The sequence below is a fragment of the Clostridium sp. CTA-6 genome (assembly GCF_054768115.1).
Genome location: NZ_BAAAAU010000001.1, coordinates 76,929 through 92,759 on the forward strand (window position 1 = coordinate 76,929; position 15,831 = coordinate 92,759).

The following is a 15,831-nucleotide window of genomic DNA, read 5'->3' on the forward strand; positions in this document are numbered from 1 at the left end:
TTAAAATTGTAGCATTAGGTAAATCTTAATGGAGTGATTAAAATGATAAAAGTAAATTTAATTTCAGGTTTTTTAGGAGCGGGAAAAACTACTTTAATAAAAAAGATTTTGGGAAATGTGAAGGAAGAAAAAGTAATAATAATAGAAAATGAATTTGGGGAAGTAGCTATAGATGGAGACTTAATAAAAAAAGAGGATTTTGATGTATTTGAATTAAGAAGTGGATGTATTTGTTGCATGATGAAACAAGACTTTGAGGATTCTCTACAAAAGGTAATAGAAGAATACAAACCGGATAGAATAATAATAGAACCTACAGGGATAAGTTCCCTAAGTCAACTTTTAGATATATTAGAAAAGGATAATTTTAAAGACAGGATTAATATTAACTCAGTAATAACTGTAGTAGATGGTACAAGCTATTTAGAGGAAAAGGATGCCTTTGGAGAATTTTATATGGATCAAGTAAAAAATGCAAAAACATTAATAGTGAGTAAAACTCAAATAGTTGATAAAAGTACTCTAAAAGAAGTAAAAGAATCCTTAAGGGAGTTTAATGAAAAAGCCCATATAATAACATTGCCCTTTGAAGAATTTAATAAGGAATATATACTAAATTTTTTAGATGAAGATTTATTAAAGGATATGGAAAGAGAGCCTGTAGAGGTTGTGATATCTACAGAGGATGGATTTGAGAGTTTAGGGGTAAAAACTAATAAAATATTTGAAATGAAGGAAATAAATGAGATTATTAGTAAGTTATTTACTAGGGAATATGGGAATGTAATAAGAATAAAAGGGTTTTTAAAAGGGAAAGAAGAAATAATTCAAATCAATTGTACTAAAAAGGTTCATAACATAGAAACAGTTAAAGGCAGAGAAGAATTAAAGATTTGTATAATAGGACAAGGTCTATGTAAAAATGAGATAAAATCTTTGTTCAGAGAAAAATATAAAATAAAAAAGATATAAATATTTTTTAAGGAGTAATGATAATGGATTATGATGTGAACTTTAAATGTGTTTTAGATACAGGAGAAGAGATACCTAAAGAAGCAGTAAAAATGGCAGGAGTAAAATTTCCTGATGTACATAAAAATGCAAAAGATATGGCAGTACTTTCTAAGAGTATAAGAGAATATAATGAGGATCTTTTTTCTATAGTACCTTTTTGTATGACAGTGGAAGCGGAAGCATTAGGAGGGGAAATAAATTTAGGAGATGAAAAGGCTGGCCCTAGAGTTTCAACTTATACTTTTAAAAGTATTGAGGATATTAAGGGATTAAAGGAAATAGATTTTGAAACTAAAAGAATGGGAGAGGTTTTAAAATCTGTTGAGATATTAAAGAAAGAAGGAGAAACTGTAATAATGGATGTACAGGGACCTTTTACTATAATAAGTTCTTTAATTGATCCAAGAATTTTTTATAAGGCAGTAAGAAAAAATAAAGATGAAGTAGAAAGACTTATGGAAATAGTAGAAAAGAGCTCAGTGGAATTTATAAAGGAAGGAGTAAAAAGAGGAGTAGATATAATATCCTTTGGAGATTCTGCTGGAACTTTAGATATATTAGGACCAAAAATGTATAAAGAATTAGGTGGAAAATATACCTACAATGTTTTAAAAGAAGCTAAAAATTACCTAGAAGATTCTATAATTCATCTTTGTGGTATAACTTCATCTTCATTAGATAGAGCAGGATTTATAAAGTCAAATCCTATAGAAGTACCAGAAGGAATCACTTATGGTCAGGCACTAAACTATATTATAAAAGAAAATAAAGATGTAAAAATATTAGGTCATAATTGTTTAAGAAAGACCGCTAAACCAATGAACAAATCCGTAGTTTGGGAAATAAAATTATAATTATAATAAAAATATTAAGGAGGAAAAGTAAATGAGTAATGTATCAGAAGAATTAATAAAAAAATTATCAGAATCAGTAGTAGAAATGGAAGAAGAGGAAACAGTAGAACTAGCTAAGGAATGTATAGAAAAAGATATTAGTGCCTATGAAGCTATAGATAAGGGCCTTGCCAATGGGATGAATAGAGCAGGTGAACTATATGAAGAAGGAGAATATTATATTCCAGAATTATTGATGTGTTCTGATGCCATGTACTCAGGATTAGAAATTTTAAAACCCCATTTAAAGAAGAATGATTTAGGGAAAAAGCATAAAATAGTTATAGGAGTAATACAAGGAGATACCCATGACATAGGGAAAAATTTAGTTAAAATAATGATGGAAACAGAAGGATTTGAAGTGGTGGACTTAGGAAGAGACGTGCCACCAAGAGATTTCGTAGATAAAGCTAAAGAAATAGAAGCAGATATAATTTGTATGTCTACCCTTATGACTACAACTATGGATGGTATGGAAGAAGTTATAAAATTATTAAAAGAAGAAGGAATAAGAGAAAAAGTAACGGTAATGATAGGAGGAGGTCCTATATCTCAAAATTTTGCAGATAAGATAGGAGCGGATGTGTATACAACAGATGCTTCAAAAGCAGCAAAATATGCTAAAAAAATAATAGCAGAAAAAGTTAAATGTTAGTAAAAATTATACTTAGAACAATAAATAAGTTTTTATAGAATATATTTAATTAATGTAAGGAAAATTTAAAACATACGAGGTGCAGCAAATGTTAACACCAAAAGAAAGATTAAATTTAGTATTGAAAAGTAAAGAGGTAGATAGGCCTCCCTGCATATGTCCAGGCGGAATGATGAATATGATAATAGAAGATTTAATGGATATAAGCGGATTTAAATGGCCAGAAGCTCATGTGAATCCAGAGATTATGGCTAATTTAGCTATATCAATGTATGAACAGGGAGGATTTGAAAACTTTGGAGTACCTTTCTGTATGACCATAGAAGCAGAAGCTATGGGAGCTACAGTGGATTTAGGAGATAAAACTACTGAACCTAGAGTTATAAAGTATCCCATAGAATCCGTAGAGCAGTGGAGACAATTAAAAAAAGTAAATTTAAATGAGGGAAGAGAAAAAGTAGTTTTAGATGCTATAAAAATTATAAAAGATAGAAATTTACCAGTACCCATAATGGCAAATTTAACAGGACCTATAAGTGTAGCATCATCTTTAATGGAGCCTATGTATTTTTATAAAGAATTAGTTAGAAAAAAAGATGAAGCTCATAAATTTATAAATTTTGTAACAGAAAATTTAATAGAATTTGGAAAAGCTCAACTTTTAGCAGGAGCTAATGTTATAACTATATCAGATCCAAGCGGTACAGGAGAAATTCTGGGACCAAGATTGTTTAAAGAATTTGTAATACCTTATCTAAATAGAATAGTAGATGAACTTAAAGACTACACAGATGGAACAATAATACATATCTGTGGAAGATTAAAAAGTATATACAAAGAATTAAATGATTTGCATAGTGATGTGGTAAGTTTTGATTCTATAAGTAGTGTAACTCAAGTTCTTAAGAATGTACAAAATAAAGCTGTAATGGGAAATGTAAGTACATTAACTATACAAAATAGTACGAAAGAAGAGGTAGAAAAACTAGCTAATGCTTGCATGAATTTAGGAGTGGATATACTATCACCAGCCTGTGGCATAGGAACCAAAAGTCCTATAGAAAATGTAAGGGCAATGGTAGATGCAGCTAAAAAAAGAAACGTAAAATAAGGAAATTACGACTTAGAGGGAAGTTATACTACCCATGGTTTAAAAAAGGGATATGTGGCTAGAAAGGCAACTCACTTCAATAAGAGATTCTAACTTGTTTTTTCTTAAAATATATGGTTCCAAATTATAACTCGCTGAACACTCAGACAATAATTTGGAACATACATATATTTTGAAAAAACAACTAAGAATCTCTAATCTTGTTCAAATGCCTTTTACACCACATATCCCTATTTTTTAAACCACGGGAAGCTAGAATAACTCTTTAAAAATAATTTCCTATGTGGTAAAGAGGTACAAAAGGAAGATTTTACTCCACTACGTTCTGTAAAATACACAATTATATTTTCCTTTTTAAGATATTTATACATTATACGTATATAAAAAATTTTTAGTTATTTATATTTTTTCAAATAAGGACTTAAAAAAAATTTTCGATAGAAAATTAATGCGGTAGCATGTCAAAGAACTATATTTTTCATAATGTTTATATGAATTAAATTTACACCTAAATCTATTTGCGTTAGTAAACAAATTCAATATAATAAAAAATTCTCATTATAGCTATCTATTGACTAAAAGTATTTCTTGTTTTAGTACCTTTAAAGGTTGGTATAATAATTTCCTACTGAAAGAAAAATAGTGGAGAATATATAATTTAAAAAGTCATACTCTGTATTCTGTTTAGTTTCTTTTGCACTTTAATAAGAGTGTTATACGAATTTTTTATAGGAAAATATTCATCTATTAGAATTTTATATAATTGTAGAAAATTTATTATTCCAATGCTAAAATACAAAAATGGAAGGAACAATGGCGAATTTAGTATTATATTAAATTAAAAAAATAAAAATTCTACTTTAAAATATAAATATATTAAAAATAAATATAAAATAAGTAAAAAAAGAATAGAAATTTAATATATAAAATTTGAAAGAAAGGTATGTTAACCATGGATACTTTTAAAGATGAAATGACCGCAAAGGAAAGATCAGAAGCTTATTTTAAAGGAGAAGAAGTAGATAGATTGCCCTGTGTTATTATGTTTGAGGAAACAGCTGCGGTATATGCGGGTATAAGTACTAAGGAATATTATTTTGATGCGGATAAAATGCTACAGGCAGAAAAATTTAAAGTAAGAGAGCTAGGAGCAGAAAGTGCAGGAATTAATGTAACCTTAAGAGGTATGGGAGAAGCTCTTGGTAGTAAGATGGGTTATCCTAGTGATAGAGCCTCCTATTTAATTGATCCAGTATTAAAGGATTATAAAATGTTAGATAATATGGAGGTAGTAAATCCTTATAAGGATGGAAGGTTACCAATAATATTAAAAGCATTAGGTAAAATAAAAAAAGAGTTAGGTAATGAAGTAAATATAGGTAGTGGGGTTTCAGGACCTATTAGCGCAGCTTCTGCAGTTAGGGGAACAAATAACCTTATGAGGGATTTTGTTAAGAATAAAGAAGGTATACATAAATTATTAGATTTTATGACTGAATGTAATTTAGCTTTTATTAAGGCAGCCTATGAGGAATATGGATTAGTATGTGGCATAGGTGATCCTTTGTCCTGCGGTAATTTAATAAGTGGTAAACAGTTTGAAAAATTTGTGGAGCCTTATCTTAGAAAAACCATAGATGGAATATATAAGATAACAGGTAAAAAACCATCTTTGCATATATGTGGAAAAACAAAGCATATATGGAATAATTTGAGTAGAATGAATATATCAACTTTCAGTGTGGATAATTGTGAGGATATAGGGGAACTTAAAGATTTGCTAGGGGATAAAGTATGTATAGTAGGAAATGTGGATCCTGTTTCTGTCATAAGGAATGGAACTGTAGAAGATGTATACAATACTGTTAAACTATGCATAGAAAAGGCTGCGGACAGCCCTAAAGGATATGTAGTTGGATCTGGTTGTGATATACCTGGTGGAGCTCCAGTGGAGAATATAAGGGCTATGATAGAAGCCACTAAAAAGTATAGTAAGGGTATTAGAATAGGTAGAGGAATTTAACTTAAGAGGAGATGTAATATTAATGATAGAAATATCAAATTTACAAAAATTTTATGGTGATACAGAAGTTTTACGTGATATAAATGTGGAAATAGATAAGGGAGATATATATGGCCTTTTAGGAGTTAGTGGAGCAGGAAAATCTACGCTTTTAAGATGTATAAATGGACTTGAATCTTATGAAGCTGGAAGTCTGAAAGTAAATGATGTAGAAGTAAAAAAATTAAATGAAAAAGAACTTAGAGCCTTTAGAAAAAATATAGGAATGATATTTCAACAGTTTTCTTTACTTGAAAGAAAAACTGTATATGAAAATGTAGCATTACCTATGGAGTGTTGGGGATATAAAAAGCAAGATATAGATAAAAAAGTAAAGGAATTATTGGAATTAGTAGAATTAGGAGATAAGATAAAGTCTAAACCTAGAGAATTAAGTGGTGGACAAAAACAAAGAGTTGCTATAGCAAGAGCTCTTACCTTAGATCCACAAATATTATTATGTGATGAAGCTACATCAGCTTTAGATCCTAGTATAACAAATTCTATTTTAGAATTGCTTAAGAAGATAAATAAAGAATTAGGTATAACTATTGTAGTAGTTACTCATCAAATGGATGTAGTAAAGCAGGTGTGTAATAAAATGGCCATATTAAGTAAGGGCAATTTAGAGGCAAAAGGAAAAGTAGAGGATATTTTCTTGGACAAGCCTAAAGTTTTAGAAGAACTCTTAGGGGAATTAAAAGACAATGTAATACCAAAAAAAGGGATAAATATAGAAATAATAGAAAGAGAGAACATTCAAAAGGGTTCCCTTTTATCTAGTTTGGCTATAGATACAAAGGTTAAATATTCTTTAATATGGGGTGGAACAGATAAGTATAGAGACAAAATATTAGGGTCTTTTATTATAAATATAAAAAATGATGATAAATCAAAGATTATAAATTACTTAAATGAAAAGCATATTGAGTGGAGGGAAGTATAGAGTGAATGAGATTACAACTTTGATGAAACAAATAATTCTTCCTAGTTTATGGGAAACCATATATATGATAATAATAGCAACTATTTTATCTGCTGTAATTGGGTTTATATTAGCTATAGTATTAGTAGTAACAGATGAAAAAGGCATTAAGCCAAATAAAATAATTTATGGTATATTAAGTGCCATAATTAATGTATTAAGATCAGTACCCTTTATTATTCTTGCAGTAGCTATAATACCTTTTACAAGAAGTGTTGTAGGAACATCCATAGGAAAGGATGCAGCCATAGTTCCCTTAATTATAGCTTCAGCACCCTTTATAGCCAGATTAATAGAAAGTAGTTTAAAGGAAGTAAATCCAAGTTTAATAGAAGCAGCTAAATCCTTTGGAGCTTCAAATATTCAAATAATATTTAAAGTAATGGTAAAGGAAGCTATTCCATCTATAAATTTAAATTTAACTTTAGCTACAATAACAATATTAGGATTAACAGCTATGGCAGGAGCAGTAGGAGCTGGAGGCTTGGGAGCCGTTGGACTTACTTATGGGTACCAAAGTTTTAATGATACTATAATGTATACCACTTTAGTTTTATTAGTAATAATAGTTGGGATTATACAATTTATGGGAAATATTATATATAAAAAATTAAAATAAATACATAATAATCTATTTAAAAAAATTTAAAGCTATAGTTAACTTAACTATATTTTTAAATAAATATATACATAGAAAGTAACAGTCCATATAATTTAATAAATTTTACATATTTAAGGAGGATTTAAAAATGAAAGGGAAGAAAATAGTCAGTATTTTAGCAGCTATAACATTAACATTGGGAATGGTAGCCTGTGGAAACAGTTCATCTAAAGATAAGGAAAAAGCCACTGAAACATCAGGAGATAAAAAGGTAATAACTATAGGAACATCAGTTATATCAAAGGATGTTTTAGAGGAAGCTCAAAAAGTATTTAACAAAAAAAGTAGCAAATATGAAATGAAAGTAAAAGTATTTGATGATGCAATAACACCTAATATGGCAGTTAATGATGGAAGTATAGATGGTAACTTTTATCAATATCAAGATTATATGGACAATTTCAACAAGGATAGAGGAACAAAATTAAAAGCATATGGTAAGCCAGTTTTTGCATTCCAAATAGGATTATATTCTAATAAAATTAAGAAAATAAATGATATTAAGGATAAAATGACTGTTGCAGTATCTAATGATAATACTAATAGAGCTTTAGCATTAAAATTATTAGATAAAGAAGGAATAATTAAACTTAAAAAAGGTGTAGAAGTACCAAACACTTTAGATATTGTTGAAAATAAACATAATTTAAAATTTGTCGAAATGGAAAGATTAAATTTAGCAAATGCATTAAACGATACTGATATGGCTATAGTTATGGCGGATGTTATGCTTAAAGCGGGTAAGGATTCAGAAAAAGCTTTAGCTTTTGCTCAAGAAGAGGGTATTGTCTTAGTACTTAAAGAAGACAAAGAATGGGCAAAGGAAGTAGAAGAAGCTTTAACTAGCAATGAGGTTAAAACATTTATAAAAGAGAAAACAAAGGGAACAAAAACCCCTTTATTCTAGGCTAAATATTTTAGGATAATCACAATTCCTATTGTTAAATACAAAGATACCTCTGAACTGTTATAGTTTAGAGGTATCTTATTTTTAGTGGATTTTAAAGTTATTTTTATCTTTTATGATAAATTTATATTAAGAAAAAAGTGTATAACTTGTTAAAAGTAAAACTATTTTTATAGTCTAAAATAGCAAAAATTATGTAATTAAATGATTCTTAAATATTAGAATTTTCAACTCTCTCATCATTTTTATATTCACCAATGAAAATTTCACCATTAGAGTGAATGTACATACCTTTTCCATGTCTTAAATCATTTACCCATTGACCAATATATTTATCTCCATGGTTGCAAACATAAACTCCATGTCCATGACGAAAATCACAAATCCAATCACCAGTATAAACATCACCATCGGACCAAGTATAAATACACTGACCGGATTTTAAATCATTTTCCCAATATCCAACATAACTTTCTCCATCAGGCCAAGTATATATGCCATATCCATGTTTTTCATCATCTTTCCAACTACCAGTATATTTTTCACCAGAAGCCCAAATTAAAACACCTTCACCATGCATCATGTTTTCTTTCCAGTAACCTACATATTTAGTTCCGTTAGTGTAAGTATATGTACCAAAACCATGCATTTTCCCATCTTTTCTCTCACCTTCATATACTCCACTATGACTATGATGATGTTCATTAGAAATAACAGCTTCAGATGCTGTAGCTTTAACACATATAACATTCAATTCATGATTTTTAGGATTTTCTATTTTAAATTTATTCATATTATATACCTTACCTTTCTAATATTAGTTATATTTATCTAATTTTTCAATATATTTATATAAATGATTTTTCATTTCATTTAATAATGAATAGCAAGTATAAAATATTATATCATAAAATACTGAAAACAAGATACTAAAAATCAATAATTTTATTGATTTTTTAGTATCTGAAAATCTTATTTAATATATTCTGTATGTTTGTTTTAAGAAGCTATTTTATTTTAATAAGTAAGTAAAAATTAAGTTCATTAATATTAATATAATTTAAGATTTTTGTATATGAAAACAGGCTAATCATAATCATAATTTCTAATATTGGGTACAATAAATAAATTTTAACAATAGAATCTTTTAAAAAATAGAGGAAGAGTTAATATATTTAAAGTAATATATAAGAGATAGTTAAAAAATCTGTTTTAACTCCTTTGCTGAAAGTTCAACATTAAATCAAACTATGCTAATATAATAATATAGAATTGAAATAAAACAGGGGGAACTTTTATGAAAAGTTTATTTGATAAAACCTGCATAAAAACAATGGAACTTAAAAATAGATTTGTTCGTTCAGCCACCTGGGAGGGCATGGCCACAGAAGAAGGACATATCACGGAGAGATTACTTAATTTATATGAAGAATTAGCAAAGGGTGGAGTTGGATTAATAATAACTAGTTACACTACTATATTTGATTATGATAAGCCAAGTCTTAGAATCCTTGGAATTTATGATGATAGCTTTATTAAAGAACATAAGCTTTTGACAGATATAATTCATAAATATGGAGCTAAAGTATTAATGCAAATAGTCTTAGGAGAAAATTATATTAATAATGAAACCGGTAGTGAATTTTACGGATTAAGTGAAAATATGCCAGAAGATGATATAAAGGCTATAGTAAAATCTTTTGCTGAGGCAGCTAAAAGGGCTAAAGAGTCAGGTTTTGATGGAATTCAAATTCATGGAGCACATGGATATTTTTTAAGTAGAACATTAAGTCCTCTTTTTAATAAAAGAAAGGATAAATACGGTGGTTCAGTGGAAAAGAGAGGTGCATTAATACTAGAAGTTTATGATAAGATAAGAAAAACAGTAGGAGAGGATTTTCATATATCCATAAAAATTAATTGTTCTGATTTTGAAGAAGGAGGAGCAACCTTTAAGGAATGTGAATTTGTTTGCAGGGAACTTTCTAAGAAAGGTATAGATTCTATAGAAATCAGCGGTGGAGGAACAATTTGGACAGAAACTAATAAAAAGGAATCTATATATAAAGAGTATGCTTCCAAAATAGCAGAACAAGTAGATACTCCTATAATTTTAGTTGGTATGAATAGAAGTTATAATAATATGGATCAAATATTAAACAATAGTAAGATAGAATATTTTTCAATGGCTAGACCTTTTATAAGGGAACCAGATTTAATAAATAAATTTGAAAAAGATGAAAATAGAAAAGCTAAATGTATATCCTGTGGGAAATGTTATGGTGAAAATGGAATAAGATGTATATTTAATATGTAAAATAAATATAAGGATGGAGAATTCAAGTGAAATTCTTCATCCTTTATTTATGTAAACATTATTTTAAAACATAGCAAATTAATATTTTAAAAACTAAAGGGTGATAATTACTAAAGTATTAAACAAATACTATAAAAAATTGATATTTTATTAAAAAATATATTGACTTAATGATAAAATTACGATAATATCTAATATATAATTAATAAATTGATTTTGGATATAATAATCATAATGTTAGTACTAATAGGTAATTATTTAATCCTAGATATAAGACTATAGGGTTTATGTAAAATAATTTTGAAGAAAGTTTTAGGAGGGAAACATATGATAAAATTTAAAGATAGATTAATGATACCTGAAGGATATGAATCCACATTAGGAATAAGAGAAACAGAGGTTGCAATAAAAAAGGTTAAAGATTTTTTTGAAAGAACTTTAGCAGAAAAGTTGAACCTTACAAGAGTTTCAGCACCTTTATTTGTAAGAAAAAATACAGGTATGAATGATAACTTAAATGGAGTAGAAAGACCAGTAGCTTTTGATATGAAAGATCTAAAGGAAGAAATGATAGAAATAGTACATTCTTTAGCTAAGTGGAAAAGAATGGCTTTACACAGATATGATTTTAAAGTTGGTGAAGGTCTTTATACAGATATGAATGCCATAAGAAGAGATGAGGATTTAGATAACCTTCATTCTATATATGTGGATCAATGGGATTGGGAAAAAGTTATTAAAAAAGAAGATAGAAACAAAGAAACTTTAAAGTCTATAGTTAACAAAATATATAGTGTATTTAAGGAAACAGAGAGAGAGATTTGTAGCCAATATGAGGGATTCAATGAAATATTACCAGAGGAAATATGTTTTATAACTTCTCAAGAACTCGAAGATACTTATCCGGATTTAGATTCAAAGGAAAGAGAAGATGCTATAACTAAAGAAAAGGGAGCAGTATTTTTAATGGAAATAGGGGGAGTTTTAGCCTCAGGAGAAAAGCATGATGGAAGAGCTCCAGATTATGATGACTGGACATTGAACGGAGATATATTATTTTGGAATCCAGTATTAGAAAGAGCCTTTGAATTATCTTCTATGGGTATAAGAGTAGATGAAGAATCTCTAGAAAAACAACTTAAAATAGCAGGTTGTGAAGATAGAAAAAATCTAGAATTTCATAGATTGCTTTTAGAGGGTAAATTGCCATATACCGTTGGTGGTGGAATTGGACAGTCAAGAATATGTATGTATTTTTTAAGAAAAGCACATATAGGGGAAGTTCAAGCATCCATATGGCCAGATTTAATGATAGAGGATTGTGAAAAAGCAAAAATCAACTTGCTATAGTATAACAATAGAATAAATTAAGTAATTATTAAATGATTCTAAGGTTTAGATGGAGTTCTATTATGAAAAATAGCTCTCCATCTTTATTTTATAATATTATAAAATATTTGGATCAATTTTATTAGGATTTTCTTTATAATGATTTAATTTATTAATAGCAGGCCCTTCAATAATATCACCTTCATAGCTAAATCTAGAGCCATGACAAGGGCAATCCCAAGATTTTTCTGCATCATTCCACTTGAGTTCGCAACCTAGGTGAGTACAAGTATTATCTACTAAATGAATAGTATCGGCATTATCTTTATAAGCTCCATACTTTCGTCCATCAATTGTAACAACTTTTCCTTCGTCATTATTAAGGTCTAATGTATTAGGTGCACCTTGTAGCTTACCTTTAACAAGTTCTTTGGCTACATCTATATTTAAAGTAAATAAGTTTTTAATGGAACTGGAGGTCATAGGTCTTGATGGATTATATAAATCCTTCCAGGAATTTTCTTTATTAGTAATGAGATCCTTTAGTAATATTGCAGCAGCAGTACCATTTGTCATTCCCCATTCTCCAAAACCCGTAGCTACATAAATATTTTTAGTAGAAGAGGTTAAATGTCCTATGTAAGGCACTCCATCTAAAGTCATGTAATCTTGAGTTGACCAATAGTATAATATATTATCTATACTAAAAGTTTTTTCTGCAAAGGACTTTAAATTTTTATAATGAGTTAACGTATTTTCTCCATGAGCTGTCTTATGGCCCTCGCCGCCTACAAGAACAATTTTGCTGCCCTTATAATTTTGACAACGAAGAGAGCGTCCAGGTTCTTCAGCATTTATAAACACACCTTTGGGAAAGTCTTCCTTTGTTTCTACAGCTAAAACATAAGATTTTTTTGGAGAAAGTCTTGCAAAGTATAATCCTAAAGCATCATAGCAAGGAAAGTGTGAAGCTACAATAATTTTCGAAGAAGATATTTTCTTCTCATTATCAGTAGTACATACGCAGCTATTATCGCTATCAATGTCTACTATTTTTGTATTTTCAAATATATGACTTCCATCTCCAGGTATTTTATTGGCTAGGTCTAATAAATATTTTCGTGGATGAAATTGAGCTTGATTTTCAAAACATAAAGCAGCTTTTACAGGCAAAGAAATAGGAATACTATCTAAAAATTTTGCTTTTAATCCTAAGCTTAAAGCTGCCTCTGCTTCTTTTTTTATTGAAGATACAAAGTTTTCATCTTCAGTATAAATATAAGCAGGGAGTCTGTGAAAATCACAGTCTATAGAATATTCATTAACTATATTCTCTATGAAATTTATTGCAAATTCATTGGCATCTGCATACTTTTGTGCTTTTTCTATTCCCATTTCAGTAATTAACTTATCGTATATTAAATGATGTTGAGAGGTTATTTTGGCCGTAGTATGGCCAGAAGTACCTTGGCATATTTTATCTGCATCTATCAGTGCAACTTTAAAACCTTCTTTTTTTAGAAGAAGAGAAGTAGTAATTCCTACTATACCAGCACCGATAACAGTTATATCCACAGTGATATCTTCATTTAAAACAGGATAGTCTGTTTCTGGAGTAGAGTCTAACCAATAAGATTTAAAAACCCCTTCGAAATTTTCACAGGTATTACATGATTTGTTCATTAATATCTATCCTTTCTTTAACTCGTAATATATAGATTTCAATATATATGTTAGCTTTTGTAATTAATAAAGAAATATTCTAAGACTTAATTTAATAATGGTAACTTCTTTAAAGTGAAAAGGAGCAGAAAGTTCTAAAATTTTTAGTTAAGATAATTTAAAAAAAGAGGAAAACATTCAAAATTTTTTAAGTTTGAATTTAACTAAAAAGAAAGAGCTGTCTCCTATTTTTGAGATTTAATATAGTTAAAAAGAATGAATTATACCCTATTTTTACAGAATAATTCTACTAAAATATGATATAATCATTAAATGAATAATTAAAACGAATAAATTATAGTGATGGTGAGAAAATGAGCAAATTATTATTAGCAGAAAAGCCCTCTGTAGCTAGAAATATAGGAGAGGCACTAGGGTGTAAAACTAGGGAAAACGGATACTTAGAAGGTAATGGATATATAGTTACCTGGGCCTTTGGTCATTTATTAACCTTATATGATTGCAAGGATTACGATCCTAAATTAGCTCTTTGGAGTTTTGAAAATTTTCCATATATACCTAAAGAGTTTAAATATAAAATAAAAAATGATGGTAAGAATAGAAATGTGGTAGATCCAGGAGCAAAAAAACAACTTGAAATAATAAAGGAACTTATAAATAGAGAAGAGGTAGAAGAAATAATATCTGCTACTGACTATGATAGAGAAGGGGAACTTATAGCACTTTTAATATTTAATTATTTAAAAGCAAATAAACCTATATATAGAATACTTATAAATGAATGGACACCTACAGAAATAAAAAAAGGTCTTAAGGATTTGAAAAAGAACGAAGAAATGATAAACTTACAAGATGCAGGAGTAAGTAGACAATTAGCAGATTGGGTTATAGGTATAAATTTTACATCTATAGCCACTATGAAATATACAAGAGGAAAAGGAAATCTTCTTAATATAGGTAGAGTATTAATGCCAACTTTAAAGATTATATATGACAGAGAAATGGAAATTAAAAATTTTAAGGTAGAAGAGTTTTATGAATTAGAAGCCACTTTTAAAAATGAAAAAGGCGAATATAAAGGTAAATTCTTTTATGGCAAAAAAGAAAAATTCCCAAATAAAAAAATTATGGAAAAGCTTAAAGCTGAAATAAAGGACAAAAATGGATTAGTAACAGAAAAAACTGTAGAAATTAAAAAGGAAAATCCACCAAGTTTATTTAATTTAAGTAATCTTCAAGGATATATTACAAGTAAATATAAAGGTTTTACTGCAGATAAAGTTTTAAAGGTATCCCAAAGTCTTTATGAAAAAAAATATATAACCTATCCAAGAACTGAAAGTACAGCCTTAGAAGAAAGTATTAAGGATAAAGCAAAAAAAGTATTAGAGGTTTTAAAAAATGATTTACCTTTTAAAGAGGAAATAGTTTTTAACACTTCAAAAAAGGTGTTTAACAATGCTAAGGTAGAAAGCCACAGTGCTATAATGCCAACCTACATAATACCTAAAAATTTAACTCCAGATGAAAGATTAGTATATGATGCAGTTAAAAATAGATTTATATCTCAATTTATGAAAGAAGCACAGTATGAAAATACAGAAATAGTAACTACTGTACTAGGAGAAAATTATGAAAGATTATTTAAGACAAAGGGCAAAATACTTAAAGCTAAAGGTTGGCTAAAGTTATATAAAGAAAAGAAGAAAGATGAACTTTTACCACCTATAGAAAAAGATGATGAAGTAGAAATGAAAAGTTTAAAAATAATATCAAAAAAGACTAAACCACCTGCTCATCATACAGAAAAAACTTTGCTTAAAGCTATGGAAACCTGTGGTAAAAACACAAAACAAAATGAAGATAATGAGGAAGAATCAAACATATTATATGGATATTCCATAGGAACAGCAGCTACTAGAGCAGAAACTATAAACAAGTTAAAATATGCAGGCTATATAACTCCTAAGGGGAAATCCTTATTAATAACAGATAAAGGTACTAAATTAATAGAAACCTTTCCTATAAGAGAACTTTTAGATACAGATTATACAGGAAAATTAGAAAAGAAATTATATGATATGGAAAAAGGAAAATTTAAAAGAGAAGATTTCCTAAAGGAAATATTTAATTTTACTGTAAATGGGGTAAATAAAATAAAAAATATAAGATCAAATGTAATTTGTGATACAAGAGTTAAAAATAATAAATAAT

General features: G+C 28.4%; 13 protein-coding genes. 11 read left to right on the plus strand and 2 right to left on the minus strand.

Translation table 11 applies throughout. The features are described from left to right. Window positions 1-42: 42 nt before the first annotated feature. The 8 genes from ACYUDJ_RS00335 (at window position 43) to ACYUDJ_RS00370 (ending at window position 8,288) form a co-directional block, all read left to right on the plus strand. Window positions 43-972: a GTP-binding protein gene (locus ACYUDJ_RS00335; protein ID WP_003486492.1), complete on the plus strand. Its 930-nt coding sequence runs from the start codon at window positions 43-45 to the stop codon at window positions 970-972. Window positions 973-995: 23 nt separating this feature from the next. Further along, on the plus strand, window positions 996-1,868 hold the full coding sequence (locus ACYUDJ_RS00340; RefSeq protein WP_042385182.1) for a methylcobamide--CoM methyltransferase: 873 nt from the start codon (window positions 996-998) through the stop codon (window positions 1,866-1,868). 31 nt (window positions 1,869-1,899) lie between these two features. After that, the gene (locus ACYUDJ_RS00345) at window positions 1,900-2,562 is read left to right on the plus strand and encodes a corrinoid protein (protein ID WP_030034744.1); all 663 of its coding nucleotides are present in this window, start codon (window positions 1,900-1,902) and stop codon (window positions 2,560-2,562) included. Between the two features lie 88 nt (window positions 2,563-2,650). Continuing rightward, complete coding sequence (locus ACYUDJ_RS00350) at window positions 2,651-3,673, plus strand: methylcobamide:CoM methyltransferase MtbA (protein WP_043031841.1); 1,023 nt, start codon at window positions 2,651-2,653, stop codon at window positions 3,671-3,673. A 952-nt stretch (window positions 3,674-4,625) separates the two neighbouring features. Beyond that, window positions 4,626-5,696 carry a methylcobamide--CoM methyltransferase gene (locus ACYUDJ_RS00355; RefSeq protein WP_043031842.1) on the plus strand — a complete coding sequence of 357 codons (1,071 nt, stop codon included), beginning with the start codon at window positions 4,626-4,628 and terminating at the stop codon, window positions 5,694-5,696. Window positions 5,697-5,718: 22 nt separating this feature from the next. Further along, window positions 5,719-6,681 carry a methionine ABC transporter ATP-binding protein gene (locus ACYUDJ_RS00360; protein WP_043031843.1) on the plus strand — a complete coding sequence of 321 codons (963 nt, stop codon included), beginning with the start codon at window positions 5,719-5,721 and terminating at the stop codon, window positions 6,679-6,681. 1 nt (window position 6,682) lies between these two features. Further along, window positions 6,683-7,339 carry a methionine ABC transporter permease gene (locus ACYUDJ_RS00365; RefSeq protein ID WP_080333513.1) on the plus strand — a complete coding sequence of 219 codons (657 nt, stop codon included), beginning with the start codon at window positions 6,683-6,685 and terminating at the stop codon, window positions 7,337-7,339. A gap of 130 nt (window positions 7,340-7,469) precedes the next feature. After that, window positions 7,470-8,288: a MetQ/NlpA family ABC transporter substrate-binding protein gene (locus ACYUDJ_RS00370; RefSeq protein ID WP_043031845.1), complete on the plus strand. Its 819-nt coding sequence runs from the start codon at window positions 7,470-7,472 to the stop codon at window positions 8,286-8,288. A 211-nt stretch (window positions 8,289-8,499) separates the two neighbouring features. On the opposite strand, the gene ACYUDJ_RS00375 is transcribed toward ACYUDJ_RS00370, so the two are convergent. Next, window positions 8,500-9,081, minus strand: coding sequence for an MORN repeat-containing protein (locus ACYUDJ_RS00375; protein WP_460289481.1), 582 nt, complete (start codon window positions 9,079-9,081; stop codon window positions 8,500-8,502). 504 nt (window positions 9,082-9,585) lie between these two features. Here ACYUDJ_RS00375 and ACYUDJ_RS00380 point away from each other — a divergent pair. Both ACYUDJ_RS00380 and asnA read left to right on the plus strand, forming a co-directional pair. Beyond that, the gene (locus tag ACYUDJ_RS00380) at window positions 9,586-10,605 is read left to right on the plus strand and encodes an NADH:flavin oxidoreductase (RefSeq protein WP_043031846.1); all 1,020 of its coding nucleotides are present in this window, start codon (window positions 9,586-9,588) and stop codon (window positions 10,603-10,605) included. A 327-nt stretch (window positions 10,606-10,932) separates the two neighbouring features. After that, window positions 10,933-11,955, plus strand: a complete 1,023-nt coding sequence (asnA, locus tag ACYUDJ_RS00385; RefSeq protein ID WP_042385177.1) for an aspartate--ammonia ligase — start codon at window positions 10,933-10,935, stop codon at window positions 11,953-11,955. Window positions 11,956-12,051: 96 nt separating this feature from the next. Here the strand turns inward: asnA and ACYUDJ_RS00390 are convergent, their stop codons facing one another. Beyond that, on the minus strand, window positions 12,052-13,617 hold the full coding sequence (locus tag ACYUDJ_RS00390) for an FAD-dependent oxidoreductase (RefSeq protein ID WP_043031847.1): 1,566 nt from the start codon (window positions 13,615-13,617) through the stop codon (window positions 12,052-12,054). 353 nt (window positions 13,618-13,970) lie between these two features. Between ACYUDJ_RS00390 and ACYUDJ_RS00395 the strand changes: the two genes are divergently transcribed. Next, window positions 13,971-15,830 (plus strand): type IA DNA topoisomerase, encoded by a 1,860-nt coding sequence (locus ACYUDJ_RS00395; RefSeq protein WP_043031848.1) that lies wholly within the window; start codon window positions 13,971-13,973, stop codon window positions 15,828-15,830. The last annotated feature ends 1 nt before the right edge of the window (window position 15,831 follow it).

Bases quoted from the DNA above. Each gene is read 5' to 3' on its own strand.
- ACYUDJ_RS00375 (WP_460289481.1), bottom strand. From the start codon at position 9,081: ATGAATAAATTTAAAATAGAAAATCCTAAAAATCATGAATTGAATGTT.
- ACYUDJ_RS00380 (WP_043031846.1), top strand. From the start codon at position 9,586: ATGAAAAGTTTATTTGATAAAACCTGCATAAAAACAATGGAACTTAAA.
- ACYUDJ_RS00335 (WP_003486492.1), top strand. From the start codon at position 43: ATGATAAAAGTAAATTTAATTTCAGGTTTTTTAGGAGCGGGAAAAACT.
- ACYUDJ_RS00390 (WP_043031847.1), bottom strand. From the start codon at position 13,617: ATGAACAAATCATGTAATACCTGTGAAAATTTCGAAGGGGTTTTTAAA.
- ACYUDJ_RS00360 (WP_043031843.1), top strand. From the start codon at position 5,719: ATGATAGAAATATCAAATTTACAAAAATTTTATGGTGATACAGAAGTT.
- ACYUDJ_RS00355 (WP_043031842.1), top strand. From the start codon at position 4,626: ATGGATACTTTTAAAGATGAAATGACCGCAAAGGAAAGATCAGAAGCT.
- ACYUDJ_RS00340 (WP_042385182.1), top strand. From the start codon at position 996: ATGGATTATGATGTGAACTTTAAATGTGTTTTAGATACAGGAGAAGAG.
- ACYUDJ_RS00345 (WP_030034744.1), top strand. From the start codon at position 1,900: ATGAGTAATGTATCAGAAGAATTAATAAAAAAATTATCAGAATCAGTA.
- ACYUDJ_RS00395 (WP_043031848.1), top strand. From the start codon at position 13,971: ATGAGCAAATTATTATTAGCAGAAAAGCCCTCTGTAGCTAGAAATATA.
- ACYUDJ_RS00370 (WP_043031845.1), top strand. From the start codon at position 7,470: ATGAAAGGGAAGAAAATAGTCAGTATTTTAGCAGCTATAACATTAACA.
- asnA (WP_042385177.1), top strand. From the start codon at position 10,933: ATGATAAAATTTAAAGATAGATTAATGATACCTGAAGGATATGAATCC.
- ACYUDJ_RS00350 (WP_043031841.1), top strand. From the start codon at position 2,651: ATGTTAACACCAAAAGAAAGATTAAATTTAGTATTGAAAAGTAAAGAG.